This is a genomic window from Marinobacter sp. B-21 (genome assembly GCF_056857895.1).
Window position 1 is genome coordinate 62,898 of record NZ_JBSXNZ010000064.1, and the last position, 19,093, is coordinate 81,990.

A 19,093-nucleotide genomic window follows, 5' to 3' on the forward strand; every position below is an offset into this window, starting at 1 on the left:
GACGCCGCCGGGGCTTTTTTTCGGATATCAGCCTCAGAACTTGGCGGCCAGAGTCAGCCAGAGCTTGTCAGTATCCACTTTTCCGGTTGCTGCATCTCCGGCCATGTAGCGAGCGTATTTAATACCTGCTGAGTAGTTCTCCGCAAACTTGCGCTGATAGACCACATCAACCTCGCTACCCAAGTCACTGGCACCGCCAGGCGAGTCACTGGCCCTGAAGTCATGATATTTGAGGGTCAGGCCGCCGCCCGCCACGGGTGCCTTTACGCTGAGCGACGCGTCTTCCAACCCGACCAGCGGGGTGTTCAGAAACTGGTCAGCCCAGCCGTTCTGACCGTGCAGGGTTGCCAGTGGTGTAGAGAAGCCGTAGTTGCCATTATCCGACCCAAGGACTTCAAGTCCCGCTGAAACAATGACACCCGCGATATCAATGCCCGCATTCAGCTTGTAATACTCGGCATCAAAATCAGCACCGCCCGATTCTGCCTCCTGAATCGCATATTCGGCTTCGTAGATTATCCCCAGCGGCTCAAGGTCATACCGGCCAACATAACGAAGCCCGACGGTGTCGAGCGAGTTGTCAACGCCTTCATCAATTTCCAGCAGATAGGCATAGCCGGTCAGCTTGCCGAGGGGTGTTTGGTAGGCAACGTTGACTATGTGATCCTTGGATGGCAGGTCCCGGCTCTCGGCAAAGATGCGGTTGCGCTGACTCAGGAAGGCGTAGTCGATTGCGAGGTTGGTTGACGGGGTGTAAGTCAGGCGGGCCGCATCAAACGTCTGGCGATCCTGGCGCCAGCCAACGTCGCCAATAAACCGGTGATTGTCGTAAGTTATCACCTGACGCCCCAACCGACCGGTTATATCTCCGAACCTGTACTGAAGGTAAGCCTGGTCCAGCTCTGTTGTCTCGGGATCGGCAATAACAGAGTAATTTGGATTCTTCCCCAGCGTGTCGTTGTAGTCGTCAAGCCCAGCCACGTTCCGAACGTCCTCAAACTCGACAAGCCCGGATAACCCATTGTAATCCGCAGTACGATAGCCAAGGCGGGTTCGCAAAGTTACGCTTTCCGCGTCTCTGAGTGCATTGTCCTGTTGCACCTGTTCGAAACGCAAGCGAAGATCTCCGTATACCTCGGCCTTACTCAGGGCTTCATGAAACCCGGTCTGTGTGGCCTGCACCGAGCCACCCATCAGGGCAATCGCTATCGCCAATCCGGCCTTTTTCGTTACACATTGCATCGCAGTTCTCCGTTTCTGTTAAACCGACTGGTCAAGAGGAGACCGAAGAAAAATTCCGAGCCGCCTCACTGGCCATTTGCCAAAAAAAAAGCGCCTATTGAACCGAAGAAATCTCCGGGCCAATAAGCGCTTTTGCTTGAGTGACTTATTCCACGAGAATTGTGTCGCACGACACAACGCGACTCTTCCCGCTGACCTGAACCATAAGCATGGATTGCGCCAATTCTTGTTCAGGCCTTTACTCTGGCGCTTCCGACCCTTTCCCAACCTCTGCGGGGTAGCCCTGCCAAGCCTGAAAACTGCCCCTTATTCAGGCACAGGCACAGACATGGACCAGCCAAAGTGCGGGTCCCGAAGGCGGCTTCAGAGCTGAAAAGGCGATATTGCGGAATTCTCACGTGTCAAAATCGGCTTTGAACGATAATGCATCAGGATGGGTGGAAATTTGGATTTCCGCGTTTTTCATAATAAGCTGCCGCTCCTTGGACTATGGCCTTCTCTCCCATATCACTCACTGCGCAACCCATTGGATTTGACTGGCTTTACCATCCCGATGAAACGCTCATCATGGAGGCCTTTCAGTCAGGACAACGGCAACAGGGTAATTAACCATGGCAATCAAACACCTGAGGTCTGCCTTTTTTACGCATTTCCAGCCGGACCAGGCAGCCCATCTCAGTGCCGGAGACTCTCTGAGGGAGCCCGGTGGCGACTACGAGGGCCTGCACAAGCAGATGAAGCGGCTGTTTAACAGCAAGCCCGGCAAGAAATACGGACGGTTTTCCGAGGACCTGGGCGAGTGCCCGCTCAGTGCCTGGCTGAAAGACTACCTGGAAGACAGGCAAACCTTCGGCGCCATGACCGATCGCCTGTTCGGGCAGTGGCAGGAGCTGCTGACCGGCAGCCAGGAGGAGTTTGATGGCCACCTGATGATCGTGCATGACGCACTGGCCGACTCAGAGGTGGTTTATCTCTTTATCCTGGAGAACGACAGCGCCATGCGGTTTGATGGCAGTGAGTCACTGGATGCTACGGATGTGCTGAGTTTGTCCAGACTGAATCTGGCGGTTCGCATTGAGCTGGACGACTGGCGCAGCAACAACCCGGCGGAGAATTATCTGACCCTGGTCCATGGCCGCGGCACGGGTGAGCCCGGGGAGCTCTTTATTCGCCTGTGCGGGTTCACCAATCAGGTGGATGTGGAAAAAGAGACCATGACGTTCCTGGACGCGGTAGAAGCGTTCGCCAAATCCTCCGAACCGGAGAAAGCCGGCGAAGTGCGCAATAAGGCCTACGAGTTCTGCAAGGAACAGCATGCCCTGGGTGAACCGGTGGAAATCGAGGCACTGTCTGGCTATCTGGACGAAAACGAGCCGCAACGTTTCAGGGAATTTGCATCGAAAACCGCAGAGCTTCCGGAGAGCGGCGTGCTGCACCCGGATCATCGCAAGGTGAAGAAACTGGTGCGTATCGCGGGCTCCGGGGGTGGCATGAGCGTGTCGTTTTCATCCGACCTGGTGAATCAGGCGGTTTATTACGACCGCGATAAAGATGCTTTGACGATTACCCGGCTTCCCAGGGCGTTGCGGGAGCAGCTGCAGCGGTATCTGGAGGCTCGCGAGGAGTGAGGCGTCCGGAGTGGCCCGCTTCGTAACCTGAGAGCCGGGCGGGTATCCTGCACCCAAATCAGATCGCAACGGATAACACCAGAGCCAGACGGACACTAGCAACAAGCCGAGACAAAGGTGGTTGAAGAATGAGCACCTCGTTATAATACGCAGTTCCTTTTTGCTGGCGCCCCTTTAAATTAAAGCAAATTAAAGCACCCAGTTCCCGGCGCACCATCCACCAGATTACGTGAGACCCATGGCTAAAAAGCTGTACATCAAAACCCACGGCTGTCAGATGAACGAGTACGACTCCGCCCGCATGGCAGACCTGCTCAAGACCGGCGAAACCGTCGAAATGACCGATTCACCCGATGACGCCGACATCCTGTTGCTGAACACCTGCTCCATCCGGGAAAAGGCCCAGGAGAAGGTGTTTCACCAGCTCGGCCGCTGGAAGGGACTCAAGAGCAAGAAACCGGACCTGATTATCGGCGTTGGCGGCTGCGTGGCCTCCCAGGAAGGCCAGGCGATTATTGACCGCGCGCCCTACGTGGACATGGTCTTCGGCCCCCAGACCCTGCACCGCCTGCCGGACATGATCACCGAAGTTCGTAGCAAAGGTAATGGCGTGGGCGTGGTGGACGTCAGTTTCCCGGAAATCGAGAAGTTCGACAACCTGCCCGAGCCCGGCGCCGACGGCCCCTCCGCATTCGTTTCCATCATGGAAGGCTGCAGCAAATACTGCACCTTCTGCGTGGTGCCCTATACCCGAGGCGAGGAAGTCAGCCGCCCGGCGGACGATGTGATTGCCGAAGTCGCCCATCTCGCCGGCCAGGGCGTCCGGGAAGTCAACCTTCTTGGCCAGAACGTCAACGCCTACCGCGGCGAGACCCACGACGGCGACACCATGGACCTGGCGGAACTGATCGAGCTGGTTGCCGCCATCGATGGTATCGACCGCATCCGTTACACCACCTCCCACCCGGTGGAATTCTCAGACGCCCTGATCGACGTTTACGAGCGCGTGCCGGAACTGGTCAGCCACCTGCACCTGCCGGTCCAGAGCGGTTCAGACCGTATCCTGGCCGCCATGAAGCGGGGCCACACGGCACTGGAGTACAAATCCAAACTCCGCCGCCTGCGCAAGCTCCGGCCGGACATCAGCTTCTCCTCGGATTTCATCATTGGCTTCCCCGGTGAAACCGAGAAGGACTTCGAAGACACCATCAAGCTGATCAACGACATCGGCTTCGATATGTCCTTCAGCTTCGTCTACAGCGCCCGGCCGGGCACGCCGGCCTCGGACCTGCCAGACGAGACACCGATGGATGTCAAGAAACAGCGCCTGAGCATTCTGCAGGACCGGCTGAACCAGAACGTGATGGACATCAGCCGCAAGATGGTCGGCTCAACCCAACGGATCCTTGTGACTGGCCTGTCCAGGAAAGACCCCGGGGAGTATGCGGGGCGCACGGAGAACAACCGGATTGTGAACTTCCGACATGAGAATCCGGAGGTTGTCGGGCACTTCATTGATGTCGAGATTGTGGAGGCTTATCCCAATTCTCTTCGCGGGGTGCCTGTGGGTTTGGGGATGTTTTAGGCCTGGTGTTCCTATGGGTCCTGGGGCTGGTGCATGGCGAGTGGTGGTGAGCCCCTTCCCAAAAACCGCTACGAGCACGTCCATGTGCGCTTGTTTCCGGCCATCCTTGGCCTCCAACATTTTTGTGGCACAGGGGTCAGATGAAAGCTTTCATCTGACCCCAACTTCACAGCCAACTCCCCAAGAAACCGGGGGAGTATAAAACGGAGCAAGATTGAACACACACGACACCAGACAATTTGACCTGCACCCGGTGGACCAGCGCCGGCTGGCCACGCTTTGTGGCCAGTTTGATGAAAACCTGAAGATGATCGAGAAACGCCTTCAGGTAAAAGTCGGCCGGCGGGGCCATCATTTCCGGGTGGAAGGGGAAACCGAGCATGTGGCGGCGGCCGTTGAGGTTATCCGGCATCTGTATCGGGAAACCGAGGCCGCGGACGACATTCCGCCGGATACCGTGCACCTGTTCATCCGGGAAACCGGCTTTGAACGCCTGCCCGAGGACGTGCCCTATGACGGCGCAGTGTCGGTGATCAAGACACCCAAGCTGCAGGCCAAACCCCGGGGCGCGAACCAGCAGAAATACGTGCACAATATCCGCACTCACGACATCAACTTCGGGATCGGACCCGCCGGTACCGGCAAGACCTGGCTGGCGGTTGCCTGTGCCGTGGAGGCCCTGAAAGACGAGCAGGTGAAGCGGATCCTGCTGGTTCGGCCGGCGGTGGAGGCCGGAGAAAAGCTGGGTTTCCTGCCGGGAGATCTGGCTCAGAAGGTGGATCCGTATCTGCGCCCGCTGTACGACGCCCTGTATGAAATGCTCGGCTTTGAACAGGTGACCCGGCTGATCGAAAAAAGCGTGATTGAAATTGCACCACTGGCGTTCATGCGCGGCCGTACACTGAACAACTCGTTTATCATTCTCGATGAAAGCCAGAACACGACCCGGGAACAGATGAAAATGTTCCTGACCCGGATCGGCTTTGGCTCAACCGCCGTCATTACCGGCGACACCACCCAGGTGGACCTGCCCCGGGGTCAGAATTCGGGGCTGATTCATGCCGCCGGTGTGCTGAGCAAGGTGCCGGGCATCGGCTTTACCCGGTTTGAAGCGAAAGACGTTGTGCGTCACCCGCTGGTTCAACGCATTGTGGAAGCCTACGATTCTTTTGACGACGGGAGCGCGACCGGCCAGTGAGCGAGGTGACAGTAGACTTCCAACAGGTTTTCGAGGCACCCGGGGTTCCACCGGAACGGGCTTTTCAGGCATGGGCACAGTTGGCGTGGCAGGGGGAGGATCCGTCCGAGGTAACGGTGCGCATTGTCGGAACCGAAGAGAGCCAGGCACTGAATCGCCAGTATCGGGGCAAGGACAAGCCAACCAATGTGTTGTCCTTCCCATTTGAGGCGCCAGCCGGTATAACGGTGCCATTGGCCGGAGATCTGGTGATTTGCGCACCTGTTGTTGAGGATGAGGCCCGGGAGCAGCAGAAATCCCTGGACGCGCACTGGGCCCATATGGTGGTGCACGGCATGTTGCACCTCCAGGGTTACGATCATATTGAAGACGAAGATGCCGAGGTCATGGAAGCCCTCGAAGTCCGATTGCTGGCACAGCTCGGATTTGGCAATCCCTACGAAGCAGAGGAAACGGAAAAAGACTCATGAGCGACGATCAGTCGAGTCGCAGCCAGGGCAGCAAGTCCTGGCTGGAACGTATATCACAGGCCTTCTCCAGCGGGCCTGAGTCCGTCGAGGACGTGCTGGAAATCCTGCGGGACGCCGAGTCCCAGAACATCATCGATGTCGATGCCATGAGCATCATCGAAGGTGCCATGCAGGTGATCGACATGCGGGTGGATGAAATCATGATTCCCCGCTCCCAGATGGTCACCGTCAAGGCATCCCAGGACCCGAAAGAGTTTCTGGCAGAAATCATCTCCTCTGCCCACAGCCGCTTCCCGGTGATCGGCGACAGCCAGGATGACGTGATCGGCGTCCTGCTGGCCAAGGACCTGCTTCCCCTTGCCCTGAGCAACGACCTGAACTGGAACCGCATCCGGGAAATCCTGCGGCCGCCAACCTTTGTTCCCGAAAGCAAGCGCCTGAACCAGCTTCTCAAGGAGTTCAAGGAAAACCGCAACCACATGGCCATTGTGGTGGACGAGTATGGCGGCACCGCCGGGCTGATCACCATTGAGGACGTGCTTGAGCAGATTGTCGGGGAAATCGAAGACGAACATGACTTCGATGAGGAGACCCACATCAAGGCACGGGGCGATGGCAGCTACGCGGTCAAGGCGGTAACGCCGGTCGATGATTTCAACGAATTCTTCGAGACCGAATTCGACGAAGAAGAGTTCGACACCATCGGTGGGGTGGTACTCAAGGAGTTCGGACATCTGCCCAGACGGGGCGAATCGGTTGAATTCGGTGGCTTGGGCTTTACTATTGCCAACGCCGATAACCGTGTCATCCGTCTGTTGCAGGTAACCCGCAGTGAGCAATGACGTTACAAACGCCAAAGTCCTGAATACCCCGCTATCAACCAACCGCTGGCTCGGCGCGGCAACCCTCGTGGTTGCCGGCGCCCTGCAAACCCTGACCTTTTCCCCGTTTCAGTTCTGGTGGCTGGGGCCGGTCTCGGTTCTTCTGATTCTGCTGGTCACGGTTCCCCTGGCGCCGCAGAAACTGTTCAGGGCCGGATGGCTTACCGGCCTTGGTCTGTTTGGCAGCGGTGCCAGCTGGGTGTATATCAGCATCAGTGAACACGGCAACACGGCGATTCCCGTCGCCATCCTGCTGACCACCGCCTTTGTGGCGGGCCTGGCACTGTTCCATGGCCTGGCGTTCTGGTTCTGGGGCAAACTCGCAAAGAAGAATGCTATCCGCCGACTGATTCTGTTCCCTGCTATCTGGATTCTGGGGGACTGGTTCCGGGGCTGGTTGCTAACCGGCTTTCCCTGGCTGTACCTCGGTACCGCTCATACCGACGGCCCTCTTGCCGGCCTTGCGCCCTTAACAGGCGTCCACGGCATCACTTTCTGGATTACGGCTACCGGTGCTGCACTCTACGCGGGCTGGTGGCTGGTTAAACACCTGAGACCAGTCGCCGCCGGCGTAACTCTGGTGATTGCGCTGATTCCGTGGCTGATCGCTCCGGCCATGAACCGGATTGACTGGACCGAGCTCAGTACCGAGGCCACAACCTTTGCGGCCATGCAGGGCAATATTCCCCAGCAGATCAAGTGGGATCCGGAATTTCTCAGAGACCAGATTGTGACGTATCTGGGCATGACAGAAGGCCACTGGAACACCGACCTGATCCTGTGGCCGGAAACGGCCATTCCCATTCCCCAGGATCAGGCCGGCAAAATCATCGAGCACATCAGCACTGAGCTGGGCGAGAACAGCACACTGATTACCGGGATACCCTGGTACGGCTTCAGTGACCGTCTTGAGGACTTCACTTATCACAACAGCATTATTGCGATTGGCAATAGCGAGGGCATCTACCACAAGCAGAAGCTGGTCCCGTTTGGCGAATACGTGCCTTTGCAAAGCGTGCTTAGAGGACTGATCGGGTTCTTCAACCTGCCCATGAGCGATTTCAGCCCGGGCCCGGCCCGGCAGGACCCGCTCAGGGCAAATGGCATCAATATCATGCCGTTCATCTGTTACGAGGTTGCCTACCCGGATTTCGTCGCCTTCAACGCCCGGGGTTCCGGCCTTCTGCTCACCATCAGTAACGATGGTTGGTTCGGGGATTCCATCGGACCACTGCAACACCTGCAGATTGCCCGAATGCGGGCCCTGGAAACCGGCCGCTATATGCTCCGGGGCACCAACAACGGCGTGACCGCAATCATTAACCACCGGGGCAGGCTGACCAGGACCATCCCGCAATTCGAGCGCGCCACCCTGACCGGTGAGGTATACACCGCCAAGGGCAGTACGCCTTATATGCAAACCGGTTCCTGGCCGGTACTGACCCTGGCGGTCATCCTGATCGTGTTTGTCCGGGAGCGGATCATTCCTCCCGTTTCGGCCAGCGGCTCGTAACCCGCTCGTAGTAGTGGGAGCCGCAGGCTTCGCAGGGTTCCAGATGGCTGGTGGCTGTCAGGCAGCGCATGTGGCCACAATTCAGGCACTGGAACATACCCGCGGTGGCCACCTCACCTGAGATGTATTGACCCGCCTCCTTGTTCTCCAGCTTCTGTTTGAGCTCCAGGGTGTCTATCAGGGTTTTGTCGGCAACGGAGAACAGACTGTCCGCCAGTTGGTGTTCCAGCAAAGCGATATCAAGCTGCAACCATTCACTCAGGCCTTCGCCGGTTTCCTCGACGAAGTGCAGCAGGTGCTCAAGATCCCGCTGCAGATAGGCTCCCAGAAGATCCGCCTCTTCCCGGGTCATCTCCTCCAGTTCGTACTCGAACTCAACGGCTTTGCGTACTTCGTCCTCCAGCGTTTGCAGCGAGGTTTCCTCTAATTCATGGAGACGCGTTTTCACCCGCTCCAGCATTCGGTCATACACTTCCAGGGCTTTTCCTGAGAGATGGCTTCTTTCTGGTTTTGTCATAACTGCTCCTTCAAACAAACCTCGGGGTTCCAAAAAAACAAGCGTAAATCCGGACAGTTGGGGCAGGAGCCAGGCTGTGTCAGGCCCTTCCGGGACACGCTGTGAATACGTCCATGTACGCTTGACTGCAGCATCCATGCTGCAGACAGTCCCGGAAGGGCCTGACACACCCTGTCTCCCAGACGTTTGGTGCTCCCGTTCCTTGACAATAGCTCCCAGGGTTCGGGGCGGCGGCCGGTGCAGCTTCCTGAGACTGTGCGCAGCATGGATGCTGCGCTCAAGCCTACATGGACGTATTCACGGCGTGTCTCAGGAAGCTGCACCGGCCGCCGTCTCCCGCCAACACTATAAGTCTGGCACAAGAAAGTCTGGCACAAGAAGGGAAAATTGGCAGACTACCTGTAAAGCCAAGTGTGCGTTAGAATGTCCGGCCCGCTCCGGACATCATTTTGATACAGGGTTTTATTTTTCACACAAGGTAATTTCGGTAATGGCAGGAATGGACGAGCAATACAATCCCCGTGACGTAGAGCAGAATGCCCGTAATTTCTGGGAAGATAACAAGACCTTCATGGTCAGGGAAGAGCCGGGCAAACCCAAGTACTACTGCCTGTCCATGTTCCCCTACCCCAGTGGCAAGCTGCACATGGGGCACGTCCGCAACTATACCATTGGCGATGTCGTTTCCCGTTACCAGCGCATGCAGGGCAAAAACGTGATGCAGCCCATGGGCTGGGACGCCTTCGGCCTGCCCGCCGAGAATGCCGCCATTGCCAACAAGGCGGCTCCGGCCAAGTGGACCTACGCCAATATCGAATACATGAAAAACCAGCTCAGGCAGCTGGGTTTCGGTTACGACTGGGACCGGGAGCTGGCCACCTGCAAGCCGGATTATTACCGTTGGGAGCAGTGGTTCTTCGCCCGTCTTTATGAGAAAGGCCTGGTGTACAAGAAGATGTCCACCGTGAACTGGGATCCGGTGGATCAGACGGTTCTGGCCAACGAGCAGGTCGTGGACGGCCGTGGCTGGCGTTCCGGAGCCCTGGTGGAGCAGAAGAAAATTCCCCAGTGGTTCATCCGCATTACCGACTATGCCGAGGAGTTGCTGAACGATCTGGATCAGCTGGAAGACTGGCCCGAGCAGGTCAAGGCCATGCAACGCAACTGGATTGGCAAGTCCGTGGGTACCGAGCTGACCTTCCCGCTCAAGGACAAGGACAGTGGCCTGACGGTCTACACCACGCGCCCCGACACCCTGATGGGCGTGAGCTACATGGCGGTTGCCGCCGGGCACCCCCTGGCAAAAGAGGCCGCGGAGCGGCACCGTGATGTGGCCGAGTTTGTGGAGGAGTGCCGCAGCAGCAAGGTGGCCGAGGCTGAGCTGGCCACCATGGAAAAACGTGGCATTGATACCGGTTTCAAGGCCATTCATCCGCTGACCCAGGAAGAAATTCCGGTCTGGATTGCCAACTTTGTTCTGACCGACTACGGTACCGGCGCCCTGATGGCCGTTCCGGGCCATGACGAACGGGACCATGAATTTGCCCTTAAATACCGCCTGCCAATCAAACAGGTGATTGCTGCGCGCGATGGTCGAGAGATTGATGTTCAGGAGCAGGCCTTCACCGAAAAAGGCACGCTCGTGTCTTCCGGCAAGTACAGCGGCCTGACCAGTGAAGAGGCCTTCGACGAGATCGCCCGCCACCTGGAAGAGCACAACATCGGCAAGCGCACGGTGAACTATCGTCTGCGGGACTGGGGCGTGTCACGGCAGCGTTACTGGGGCGCGCCGATTCCGATGATGACTCTGGAAGACGGCACCGAGATGCCGGTTCCGGACGACCAGCTGCCGGTCCGCCTGCCGGAAGATGTCAAGATGGACGGCGTGCAATCGCCAATCAAGGCCGACCCGAAGTGGTGCAAAACCGAATACAACGGTCAGCCGGCCACCCTGGAAACCGATACCTTCGACACCTTCATGGAGTCGTCCTGGTACTACGCCCGGTTCTGCAGCCCCCATTACGACAAGGGCATGCTGGATCCGTCCGCCGCCAATTACTGGCTGCCGGTGGATCAGTATATCGGGGGTATCGAACACGCCATCCTGCACTTGCTTTACGCCCGTTTCTTCCACAAGCTGCTCAGGGATGTGGGCCTGGTCACCAGTTCCGAACCCTTTAATCGCCTGCTCTGCCAGGGCATGGTTCTGGCCGAAACCTACTACCGTGAGGACGGCAAGGGCGGAAAGGTGTGGATCTCTCCCGCGGATGTCACGGTTGAGCGTGATGAGAAGGGTCAGCCCATTCGCGCGGTACACAAGGACGATGGCGAGCCGGTGATCTCCGGCGGCGTCACCAAGATGTCCAAATCCAAGAACAATGGCATCGATCCCCAGGCCATCATTGACCAGCATGGCGCCGATACCGTTCGCCTGTTCATGATGTTTGCCGCGCCCCCGGAACAGTCCCTGGAATGGTCTGACAGCGGGGTTGAAGGCGCCCACCGTTTCCTCAAGCGTCTGTGGCGCCTGGTGAATGAACACGCGGCTTCCGGGCTTGCCCCGGCGGTGGACTCAGCCGCCCTGGACGATGGCCAGAAGAATCTGCGGCGCAAGACCCACGAAACCATCGCCAAGGTCAGCGACGATATCAGCCGCCGACTGACGTTCAACACGTCCATTGCCGCCGTTATGGAACTGCTCAACGATGTTGGCAAACTTCAGGGCGACACACCCCAGACCCGGGCCGTTCGTCAGGAAGCCCTGGACACTGCCGTTCTGGTGCTCTCCCCGATTGTTCCTCACATCTGCCACACGCTCTGGCAGGCACTGGGCCACGAGGATCCGGTAGTTGATGCGTCCTGGCCAAAGGCCGATGAAAGCGCCATGGTGCGGAGCCGGATTCAGGTGGTGCTTCAGGTCAATGGCAAGGTTCGGGCCAAGGAAGACGTTCCCGCCGACATCAACAGGTCCGATCTGGAAAAACTGGCTCTGGAGAACGAGAACGTGATGCGTTTCACCGAAGGCGCCACCGTGCGCAAGGTGATCGTGGTTCCCGGCAAACTGGTGAATGTGGTGGCCAGCTGATATGCCCCGGCACTCCGCCCTGCGCGCCCTGATCCGCATGTCGATTGCCGCCTCGCTGGTGGCGACTCTGGCCGGGTGCGGATTTCAGCTGCGTGGTGCGCCTCCGGTATCGGCAGCCCTTCAGCCCCTTGCCGTGGATTGTTCGTCAGCGGTTCCCGAAACGCTTTGTCAGTCAGTAAGGGAACAGCTCGAACTTGGAGAAATAGAGCTCGTTCCCGTTGCACGGGCTGACTATATTCTGCGCCTTGATAACTTTGAGCAGGACCGGCGCGCAAGCGCCATCACCGCCCAGGCTGCCGCCGCGGAGTACACGCTTCGCCACTCCGTGGCTCTTGAGGTTGTCAGCGCTGACCGCATTCCCGTGGTTGCCTCAACCCGCCTGAACACCAGCGAAAGTTACCGGTACGATGAAACCAACGTACTGGCGAGGCAGCGCGAGGAAGAAGCACTTCGCCAGCAGTTGAACGACCGCCTGGCGCAGCAGGTTCTTTTCCGTCTGGCTCCTCTGACCTCCGAACGGATTGATGCCATTCGGGCGGAATACAATCGCACTCAGGATGCCGGCGTTCCAGCAACAGGCAAACCATGAAAACCAATCCGGGACAGCTATCCCAGCTACTGAAAAAGAGCCTTTCACCAGTCTATCTGATTTCCGGGGATGAACCGCTGCTCGTTCAGGAGTGTTGCGATCAGGTCAGGCAGGCCGCGAAAGAAGCCGGATTCCATGACCGCCTGACATTCCATGCCGATCATCAACTGGACTGGAACGCGGTCGCGGACGAATTCAGCGCCATGTCCCTGTTCGCCGAAAAACGCCGCATAGAAATTCATCTGCCAACCGGCAAGCTCGGAGACGGCCGCGCCGTGCTCGAGCGTGTGCTTCAGTCTCCCCCTGAGGACATCATTCTGCTGCTGATCAGCGCCCGCCTGGACGCCGCGGAAACCCGCCGTAAATGGTACAAGGAGCTCCAGGGCAAGGGGGTGCACGTACCGGTCTGGCCAGTAGACGCAGACAAATTCCATGGCTGGCTTCAACAAAGGGCCAGCAGCCGCGGACTCAGCCTGACCCGCGGCGCTCTGGCGATCATGAGCGAACGCCTGGAAGGCAACCTGCTTGCCGCCAGCCAGGAGCTGGATCGGCTGGCGCTGCTGGCGAACGGCACTACGATTGACGAAGAAACCGTTGAACAGGCCGTCCAGGACAGCTCCCGGTTCAGTGGCTTCGAGCTGGTCACCGAGCTGATATCCGGCCGGGCGCCCCATGCCTGCAAGGTGATCAGCGTGCTGCAGCAGGAAGGTGAAAACCCGCTGGGGTTGCTGGCTGTCCTGAGCCGCGACCTGAACCTGTTGCTGGAACTGAAATCTTCAGGCGGCCAGGCTGAGAATCCGGCCTCATTCCTGAAGAAAAGAGGCGTGTTCCAGCCTCAGCGAGTACGAGCGATGGAACAGGCTGCCCGCCGGCTGAACCGCGCTCAGTTGCACGACGCCATTGCACTTTGCAGCAAGGTCGACCGAGCGACCAAAGGCTTCGACCCGCTCTCCCCCTGGCACTATCTCAGAGATATGTCGGCGCTCCTGGCCGCCCGCGCCTGATCCAGGTCAAACTCTTTCCTCCTTGCCATCTTGCGGCCCGGCAACCCCTTGACAGTTTTTTACAATCGGGCGCATTGTAAGCACACCATCAATCCAAGGAGGTGTTTCAGATGAGTCTTCAAGAAGAGTTCAAAAAACTGTCGGACAAGATAAAACAGTATCGGGATGAGGCGCGGGTGCAGCTTCACCTGGCCCGCGAAGACGTGAAGGACGAATGGGACGATCTTGAGCAGGATTGGGACCGCTTCCGGACCAAGATCGACCAGATGATGCACGATGCGGAAAACGCCTCCCAGGAAGCCCGCCAAACCACCCAGAAGCTGGGTGAGGATCTGAAGACTGGCTACCAGAATATCCGTAACAAACTGAAGTAAAAGTGTTAACCGGTTAACACTAAGCCACAAATCTCTACGCCAGGGGCTCCGTGGGCCGGAGTCTCTGTGTCATACTTCACAGTATCAGTGAACAAAGCGTCATAGTTTTGACCCGCCTGATCGAATCCTGACCAGCGGGGCCTGAATTGCCAGGGCGCTTGACCACACTGCGAGGTATAAATGGCGTATGAAACAATTCTTACTGATACCCACCGCACTCACCTTCCTGCTCACCACAACCCTCGTGATTGGCCAGAACATCCGTTTCAGTGATCCGGAAACCGTTATTTCCGAACATTTCTGGGGCAATCTCTACGCCAACGGAGGGAACTCATTCTTCTGCGACACTCCTTTTACCAGTAAAGGCTTCGTGCTGACCGACGGGTATGTATACCCGCTGGCCGATGTGCGCAGCGCGCTCGACTGTGGGACGTCGCGCCAATGTGAACAGGACAACCGTTATCGGCAGATAGCCTCAGACATGCACAATATGGTGCCGGTACGTAGCCGGACAGAAATGGGACGCCGCAATGTTCGATACGAAGACCTGGGTTCTGCCGTCAAGACCGACGAGTGCGGCATCCGCCAAAGCGCCCAGTTCTTTGAGCCCCCCGTTCGGGTCAAAGGCGATGTTGCCCGCACAGTTGCCTACATGGTCGACACCTACAAACTGCCCTGGCTGGGCTCTGCCGCCGTGTTCAAGGGCTGGAATCAGCTGGACCCACCTGACGACGGTGAGCTGACGCGCCATCGGCGCATTGCCGAAATTCAGGGGAACGAAAATCCTTTCGTCACAGATCCCGAGCGAATGGAAAGACTCTGAGCTTCAAGGCCGGAGCTGGTGCCAACCTCTATCAGATGAACAAGGGGTTATAAAAAGGGGTCAGATGAAAGTTTCATCTGACCCCTTTTTATGCCCGCCTCAACTCTGAAATCAGAATTCTTCAGCAGTCAGAGCCATCATCGAGTCACTGCCGCTACGGATACCTTCGGCCAGGGAAACGGTTTTTGGCAGCAGGCGGTCAAAATAGAACCGCGCTGATTTCAGTTTTCCGCTGTAGAAGCCTGAGGTATCGCTCCCGGCCTTGGGTGCAGCCGCCTTCGCGATTTTCGCCCACATGTAGCCGAGGGCCGTCAGGCCGAACAGGTCGAGGTAATCTACTGAGGCAGCTCCAACGGCGTTCGGGTTGTCGCCGGCCTGTTTGATCACATGCTCTGTCACGTCATCAAGGCGCTCAACCGCGGCAGCGAGAGGCTCCAGGAACGGACGCAGGTGCTCGTCACCGCTGTTTTCCTCAAGGAAAGTCGCCACATCCTGGGCAAACAGTTCGTAAAGCTTACCCTGGCTGCCAACCACTTTTCGGCCCATCAGGTCCAGCGCCTGGATGCCGTTGGTGCCCTCGTAAATCTGGGTAATCCGGCAGTCGCGAACCAGCTGTTCCTGCCCCCACTCGCGAATGAAACCATGGCCACCGAATACCTGCTGACCCATGATGCAGGCTTCCAGGCCACGATCGGTCAGGAACGCCTTGGCCACCGGAGTCAGCAGCGCCACCATACCTTCGGCATGCTTGCGTCGCTCGTCGTCCTCGGCGTACTTGGAAATATCCAGCCACTGGGCCACGTAGGTTGAGAAAGCGCGGCCGCCTTCAACATAGCCTTTCATGGTCAGCAGCATACGACGTACATCCGGATGCACCAGAATCGGATCCGCCGCTTTTTCGGGCTGCTGTGCACCAGTGGGCGCGCGGCTCTGTATGCGATCAAGGGCATATTCCCGGGCACTTTGCAATGAGGCTTCAGCGGCACCGATGCCCTGGATGCCAACGCCCAAACGCTCGTAGTTCATCATGGTGAACATGGCGGCCAGGCCTTTGTGCTCCTCGCCAACCAACCAGCCTTTGGCGCCATCGAAATTCATCACGCAGGTGGCGGAACCCTTGATACCCATTTTCTTCTCGATGGAGCCACAACTGAAGCTGTTACGCTCGCCCAGGGACCCGTCATTGTTCACCAGGAACTTGGGCACCAGGAACAGGGAAATGCCCTTCGGGCCTTTTGGAGCATCCGGAAGCTTGGCCAGCACCAGGTGGATGATGTTCTCCGCCATGTCGTGCTCGCCCCAGGTGATGAAGATCTTGGTACCTGTGACATTGAAGGAGCCGTCGTCGTTGGGCTCGGCCTTGCTACGGATAATACCCAGGTCAGTACCGGCATGGGGCTCGGTCAGGTCCATGGCACCGGACCAGACGCCGGAATACATGTTGGGCAGGTATTTTTCTTTCAGTTCCTGGCTGCCGTGGGCGTCCAGGGCGAGGCAGGCACCGGCGGTCAGCATGGGCGCCAGGCCAAAGGCCATGTTGGCACCCTGCATCATCTCCTCGAACTGGGCCACCAGCGTCTTGGGCATCCCCATACCGCCGAACTCCGGGTTACCGCCCAGACCGTTCCAGCCACCTTCAACGATGGTCTGGTAAGCCTCCCTGAAGCCCTCCGGAGCCGTTACTTCACCGCTGCTCCATTGGCTGCCCTGCTCATCACCTTCACGGTTCAGCGGGGCAAGAACGCCACTGGTAATCTTGCCAGCCTCTTCCAGGATGGCATCGGCCGTATCCGGGTCAACATTTTCGGCAATTTTCGGCAACGACGCCCACAGGGCGGGGGCGTCAAAAACCTCGTTCAGAACAAAGCGCATGTCACGTAGGGGTGCCTGATAATCAGCCATCTAAAACTCTCCAAAAATTCTGTCAGTCTGTCCAGGTGGTAAAGGGGCCTTGGTTCCGGCCAGTCACACCTGCTTGGGCTATGTGTCCGCTGAAGATTATTTTTTATGGGCGTTTATTCTACCTCAAAAGCGGACCGTAACTCATGAAAAAAGCCCGCCTCCGGGGAGCGCGGGCTTTTACGTCCTGTGGAACTGTGCTCAGTGCCCGCGCTTAGATAGCGAAGGCTTCCTCAGGCATATCCATCAGGCTATCAGCGCCGGCCAGCATGCTTTCGGCATGGGCTCTGGCACGGGGCAGCATACGCTTGAAGTAGAAGCGGGCAGTCTGCACCTTGGCGTTGTAGAACATTTCCTCGGAAGTACCCTCAACCATCTTGTCCAGGGCAACCTTTGCCATGCGGGCCCACAGGTACGCAAACACGGCGTAACCGGAGTACATCAGGTAATCCACAGACGCGGCGCCCACTTCTTCGCGGTTCTTCATGGCGGTCATGCCGATCTTCATGGTCAGGTCGCCCCATTCCTTGTTCAGAGCCGCCAGCGGCTCCAGGAATTCCTTGAGCTGTTCGTTATCGGCGTTTTCCTTGCAGAATATGTGAACCTGCCTGGTGAAGCCCTTCAGGGACTCACCCTGGGTCATCAGCACCTTGCGGCCCAGCAAATCCAGCGCCTGGATACCGGTGGTACCTTCGTAGATCATGCCGATACGGGCATCACGTACGTTTTGCTCCATACCCCACTCGGAAATAAAACCGTGGCCACCGAACACCTGCATGCCCAGGTTGGCCGCTTCATAGCCGATTTCCGTGAGGAACGCCTTGGCGATCGGGGTCAGAAAGCCCAGTGCCTCGTCAGCAGCCTTACGCTCATCCTCAGTCTTGCCGCTGTGAACGATATCAGCCTGCTGCGCAGTCAGGTAAATGAGGGCACGGGCACCTTCGGCAACCGCTTTCTGGGTCAGCAGCATACGACGTACGTCCGGGTGAACGATGATCGGATCGGCGATACCCTCAGGGTTCTTCGGGCCGCTCAGAGAGCGCATGGCCAGACGGTCCTTGGCGTAGGCCAGGGAGCCCTGGAAGCCCAGCTCGGCCGCACCCAGACCCTGGATGGCGGTACCGATACGAGCCGTGTTCATGAAGGTGAACATGCAGTTCAGCCCCTTGTTCTCAGGCCCGATCAGCCAGCCCTTGGCGCCGTCGAAGTTCATCACGCAGGTAGCGTTGCCGTGGATACCCATCTTGTGCTCAATGGAGCCACAGGAAACCGCATTGCGCTCGCCGGAAGAACCGTCGTCGTTCGGCAGATTCTTGGGAACGATGAACAGGGAGATACCCTTGGTGCCTTCCGGTGCGCCCGGCAGGCGGGCCAGCACGATGTGAACAATGTTCTCGGCCATGTCGTGCTCACCGGCTGAGATAAAGATCTTGGTGCCGGTGATGGCGTAGCTGCCATCCGCATTCGGCTCTGCCTTGGTCCGCAGGGTACCCAGATCGGAACCACAGTGCGGCTCAGTCAGGCACATGGTGCCGGTCCACTCACCACTGATCAGCTTGGTGAGGTAAGTCTGCTTCTGCTCTTCGGTGCCATGCTCTTCGATGGTATTGGTCGCACCGTGGCTCAACCCCGGATACATGCCGAATGACCAGTTGGCGGTACCCACCATTTCGCTCATAACCAGACCAAGAGAGTGCGGCAGACCCTGACCACCGTAGTTGGGATCAGCCGTCATGGACGGCCAGCCACCTTCCACATACTGCTGGTAGGCTTCTTTGAAGCCTGTCGGTGTTTTCACACTGTCTTCGCTCCAGGTGCAGCCTTCCTTGTCACCCACCTGGTTCAGCGGAGACAGAACCTGCTCACAGAATTTGGCACCTTCCGCAATAATGGCATCCACCATATCCGGAGTTGCGTCTTCAGCACCTTCCAGGTTGGCGTAGTGCTGCTCGCTGTTCAGCAGCTCGTTCATTACGAATTTGATGTCACGCAGGGGCGCTTTGTACTCAGGCATGGAATCCACCTCGGTTTTCGGTCTCAGCTGAAACAGGTTTGACAGCTTCTGGCCTTGGGTTTGCTCAGACACCGCAGCGCACTGCGCCGCAGCCTTAATTAAACACTTGTTTGAAACATACGTTTAGAGGCACAGAATTGTCAATAGCCGGATGCAAAAATTGTGTTGCCGTATGTCACAGGATCACGCGCCATAACAGTGCGCAGAGCAATCGCCCGGTCATCGCAAAGCGGAAAAATCAAGCGAGGAAAAGGAGTTGAGCAAAGACCGG

General features: G+C 57.8%; 15 protein-coding genes. 11 read left to right on the forward strand and 4 right to left on the reverse strand.

What is annotated here, in order from left to right; translation table 11 throughout:
• Positions 1-33: 33 nt before the first annotated feature.
• Positions 34-1,242 (reverse strand): alginate export family protein, encoded by a 1,209-nt coding sequence (locus AC13C0_RS07310; protein WP_117617793.1) that lies wholly within the window; start codon positions 1,240-1,242, stop codon positions 34-36.
• A gap of 611 nt (positions 1,243-1,853) precedes the next feature.
• Between AC13C0_RS07310 and AC13C0_RS07315 the strand changes: the two genes are divergently transcribed.
• The 6 genes from AC13C0_RS07315 (at position 1,854) to lnt (ending at position 8,517) form a co-directional block, all read left to right on the forward strand.
• On the forward strand, positions 1,854-2,870 hold the full coding sequence (locus AC13C0_RS07315; RefSeq protein WP_117617794.1) for a nucleoid-associated protein: 1,017 nt from the start codon (positions 1,854-1,856) through the stop codon (positions 2,868-2,870).
• A 238-nt stretch (positions 2,871-3,108) separates the two neighbouring features.
• Positions 3,109-4,455, forward strand: a complete 1,347-nt coding sequence (gene miaB, locus AC13C0_RS07320; RefSeq protein ID WP_117617795.1) for a tRNA (N6-isopentenyl adenosine(37)-C2)-methylthiotransferase MiaB — start codon at positions 3,109-3,111, stop codon at positions 4,453-4,455.
• Positions 4,456-4,669: 214 nt separating this feature from the next.
• On the forward strand, positions 4,670-5,653 hold the full coding sequence (locus AC13C0_RS07325; RefSeq protein ID WP_117617796.1) for a PhoH family protein: 984 nt from the start codon (positions 4,670-4,672) through the stop codon (positions 5,651-5,653).
• The gene (ybeY, locus tag AC13C0_RS07330; RefSeq protein ID WP_117617797.1) at positions 5,650-6,123 is read left to right on the forward strand and encodes an rRNA maturation RNase YbeY; all 474 of its coding nucleotides are present in this window, start codon (positions 5,650-5,652) and stop codon (positions 6,121-6,123) included. The genes AC13C0_RS07325 and ybeY overlap by 4 nt, the downstream gene beginning before the upstream one ends.
• Positions 6,120-6,965 (forward strand): HlyC/CorC family transporter, encoded by an 846-nt coding sequence (locus AC13C0_RS07335; RefSeq protein ID WP_117617798.1) that lies wholly within the window; start codon positions 6,120-6,122, stop codon positions 6,963-6,965. The genes ybeY and AC13C0_RS07335 overlap by 4 nt, the downstream gene beginning before the upstream one ends.
• Positions 6,955-8,517 (forward strand): apolipoprotein N-acyltransferase, encoded by a 1,563-nt coding sequence (gene lnt / locus AC13C0_RS07340; RefSeq protein ID WP_117617799.1) that lies wholly within the window; start codon positions 6,955-6,957, stop codon positions 8,515-8,517. The genes AC13C0_RS07335 and lnt overlap by 11 nt, the downstream gene beginning before the upstream one ends.
• Here lnt and AC13C0_RS07345 read toward each other — a convergent pair.
• Positions 8,486-9,034, reverse strand: coding sequence for a zinc ribbon-containing protein (locus tag AC13C0_RS07345; protein ID WP_117617800.1), 549 nt, complete (start codon positions 9,032-9,034; stop codon positions 8,486-8,488). The genes lnt and AC13C0_RS07345 overlap by 32 nt on opposite strands.
• Positions 9,035-9,533: 499 nt before the next feature.
• Here AC13C0_RS07345 and leuS point away from each other — a divergent pair, with 499 nt between their 5' ends.
• The 5 genes from leuS to AC13C0_RS07370 all read left to right on the forward strand — a co-directional run bounded on the left by leuS (position 9,534) and on the right by AC13C0_RS07370 (position 14,909).
• Positions 9,534-12,119, forward strand: coding sequence for a leucine--tRNA ligase (leuS, locus tag AC13C0_RS07350; RefSeq protein ID WP_117620303.1), 2,586 nt, complete (start codon positions 9,534-9,536; stop codon positions 12,117-12,119).
• Positions 12,103-12,708 (forward strand): LPS-assembly lipoprotein LptE, encoded by a 606-nt coding sequence (locus AC13C0_RS07355; protein ID WP_227539461.1) that lies wholly within the window; start codon positions 12,103-12,105, stop codon positions 12,706-12,708. Before leuS ends, AC13C0_RS07355 begins: the two co-directional genes overlap by 17 nt.
• Positions 12,705-13,712 carry a DNA polymerase III subunit delta gene (holA, locus tag AC13C0_RS07360; RefSeq protein ID WP_117617802.1) on the forward strand — a complete coding sequence of 336 codons (1,008 nt, stop codon included), beginning with the start codon at positions 12,705-12,707 and terminating at the stop codon, positions 13,710-13,712. Before AC13C0_RS07355 ends, holA begins: the two co-directional genes overlap by 4 nt.
• A 110-nt stretch (positions 13,713-13,822) precedes the next feature.
• The gene (locus AC13C0_RS07365) at positions 13,823-14,086 is read left to right on the forward strand and encodes a hypothetical protein (protein ID WP_117617803.1); all 264 of its coding nucleotides are present in this window, start codon (positions 13,823-13,825) and stop codon (positions 14,084-14,086) included.
• Between the two features lie 187 nt (positions 14,087-14,273).
• Positions 14,274-14,909 carry an endonuclease gene (locus AC13C0_RS07370; protein WP_117617804.1) on the forward strand — a complete coding sequence of 212 codons (636 nt, stop codon included), beginning with the start codon at positions 14,274-14,276 and terminating at the stop codon, positions 14,907-14,909.
• A gap of 111 nt (positions 14,910-15,020) precedes the next feature.
• Here the strand turns inward: AC13C0_RS07370 and AC13C0_RS07375 are convergent, their stop codons facing one another.
• Together AC13C0_RS07375 and AC13C0_RS07380 are read right to left on the reverse strand one after the other, a co-directional pair.
• Positions 15,021-16,811, reverse strand: coding sequence for an acyl-CoA dehydrogenase C-terminal domain-containing protein (locus AC13C0_RS07375; RefSeq protein ID WP_117617805.1), 1,791 nt, complete (start codon positions 16,809-16,811; stop codon positions 15,021-15,023).
• 211 nt (positions 16,812-17,022) lie between these two features.
• Positions 17,023-18,822 (reverse strand): acyl-CoA dehydrogenase C-terminal domain-containing protein, encoded by a 1,800-nt coding sequence (locus tag AC13C0_RS07380; protein ID WP_117620304.1) that lies wholly within the window; start codon positions 18,820-18,822, stop codon positions 17,023-17,025.
• Positions 18,823-19,093 lie beyond the last annotated feature (271 nt).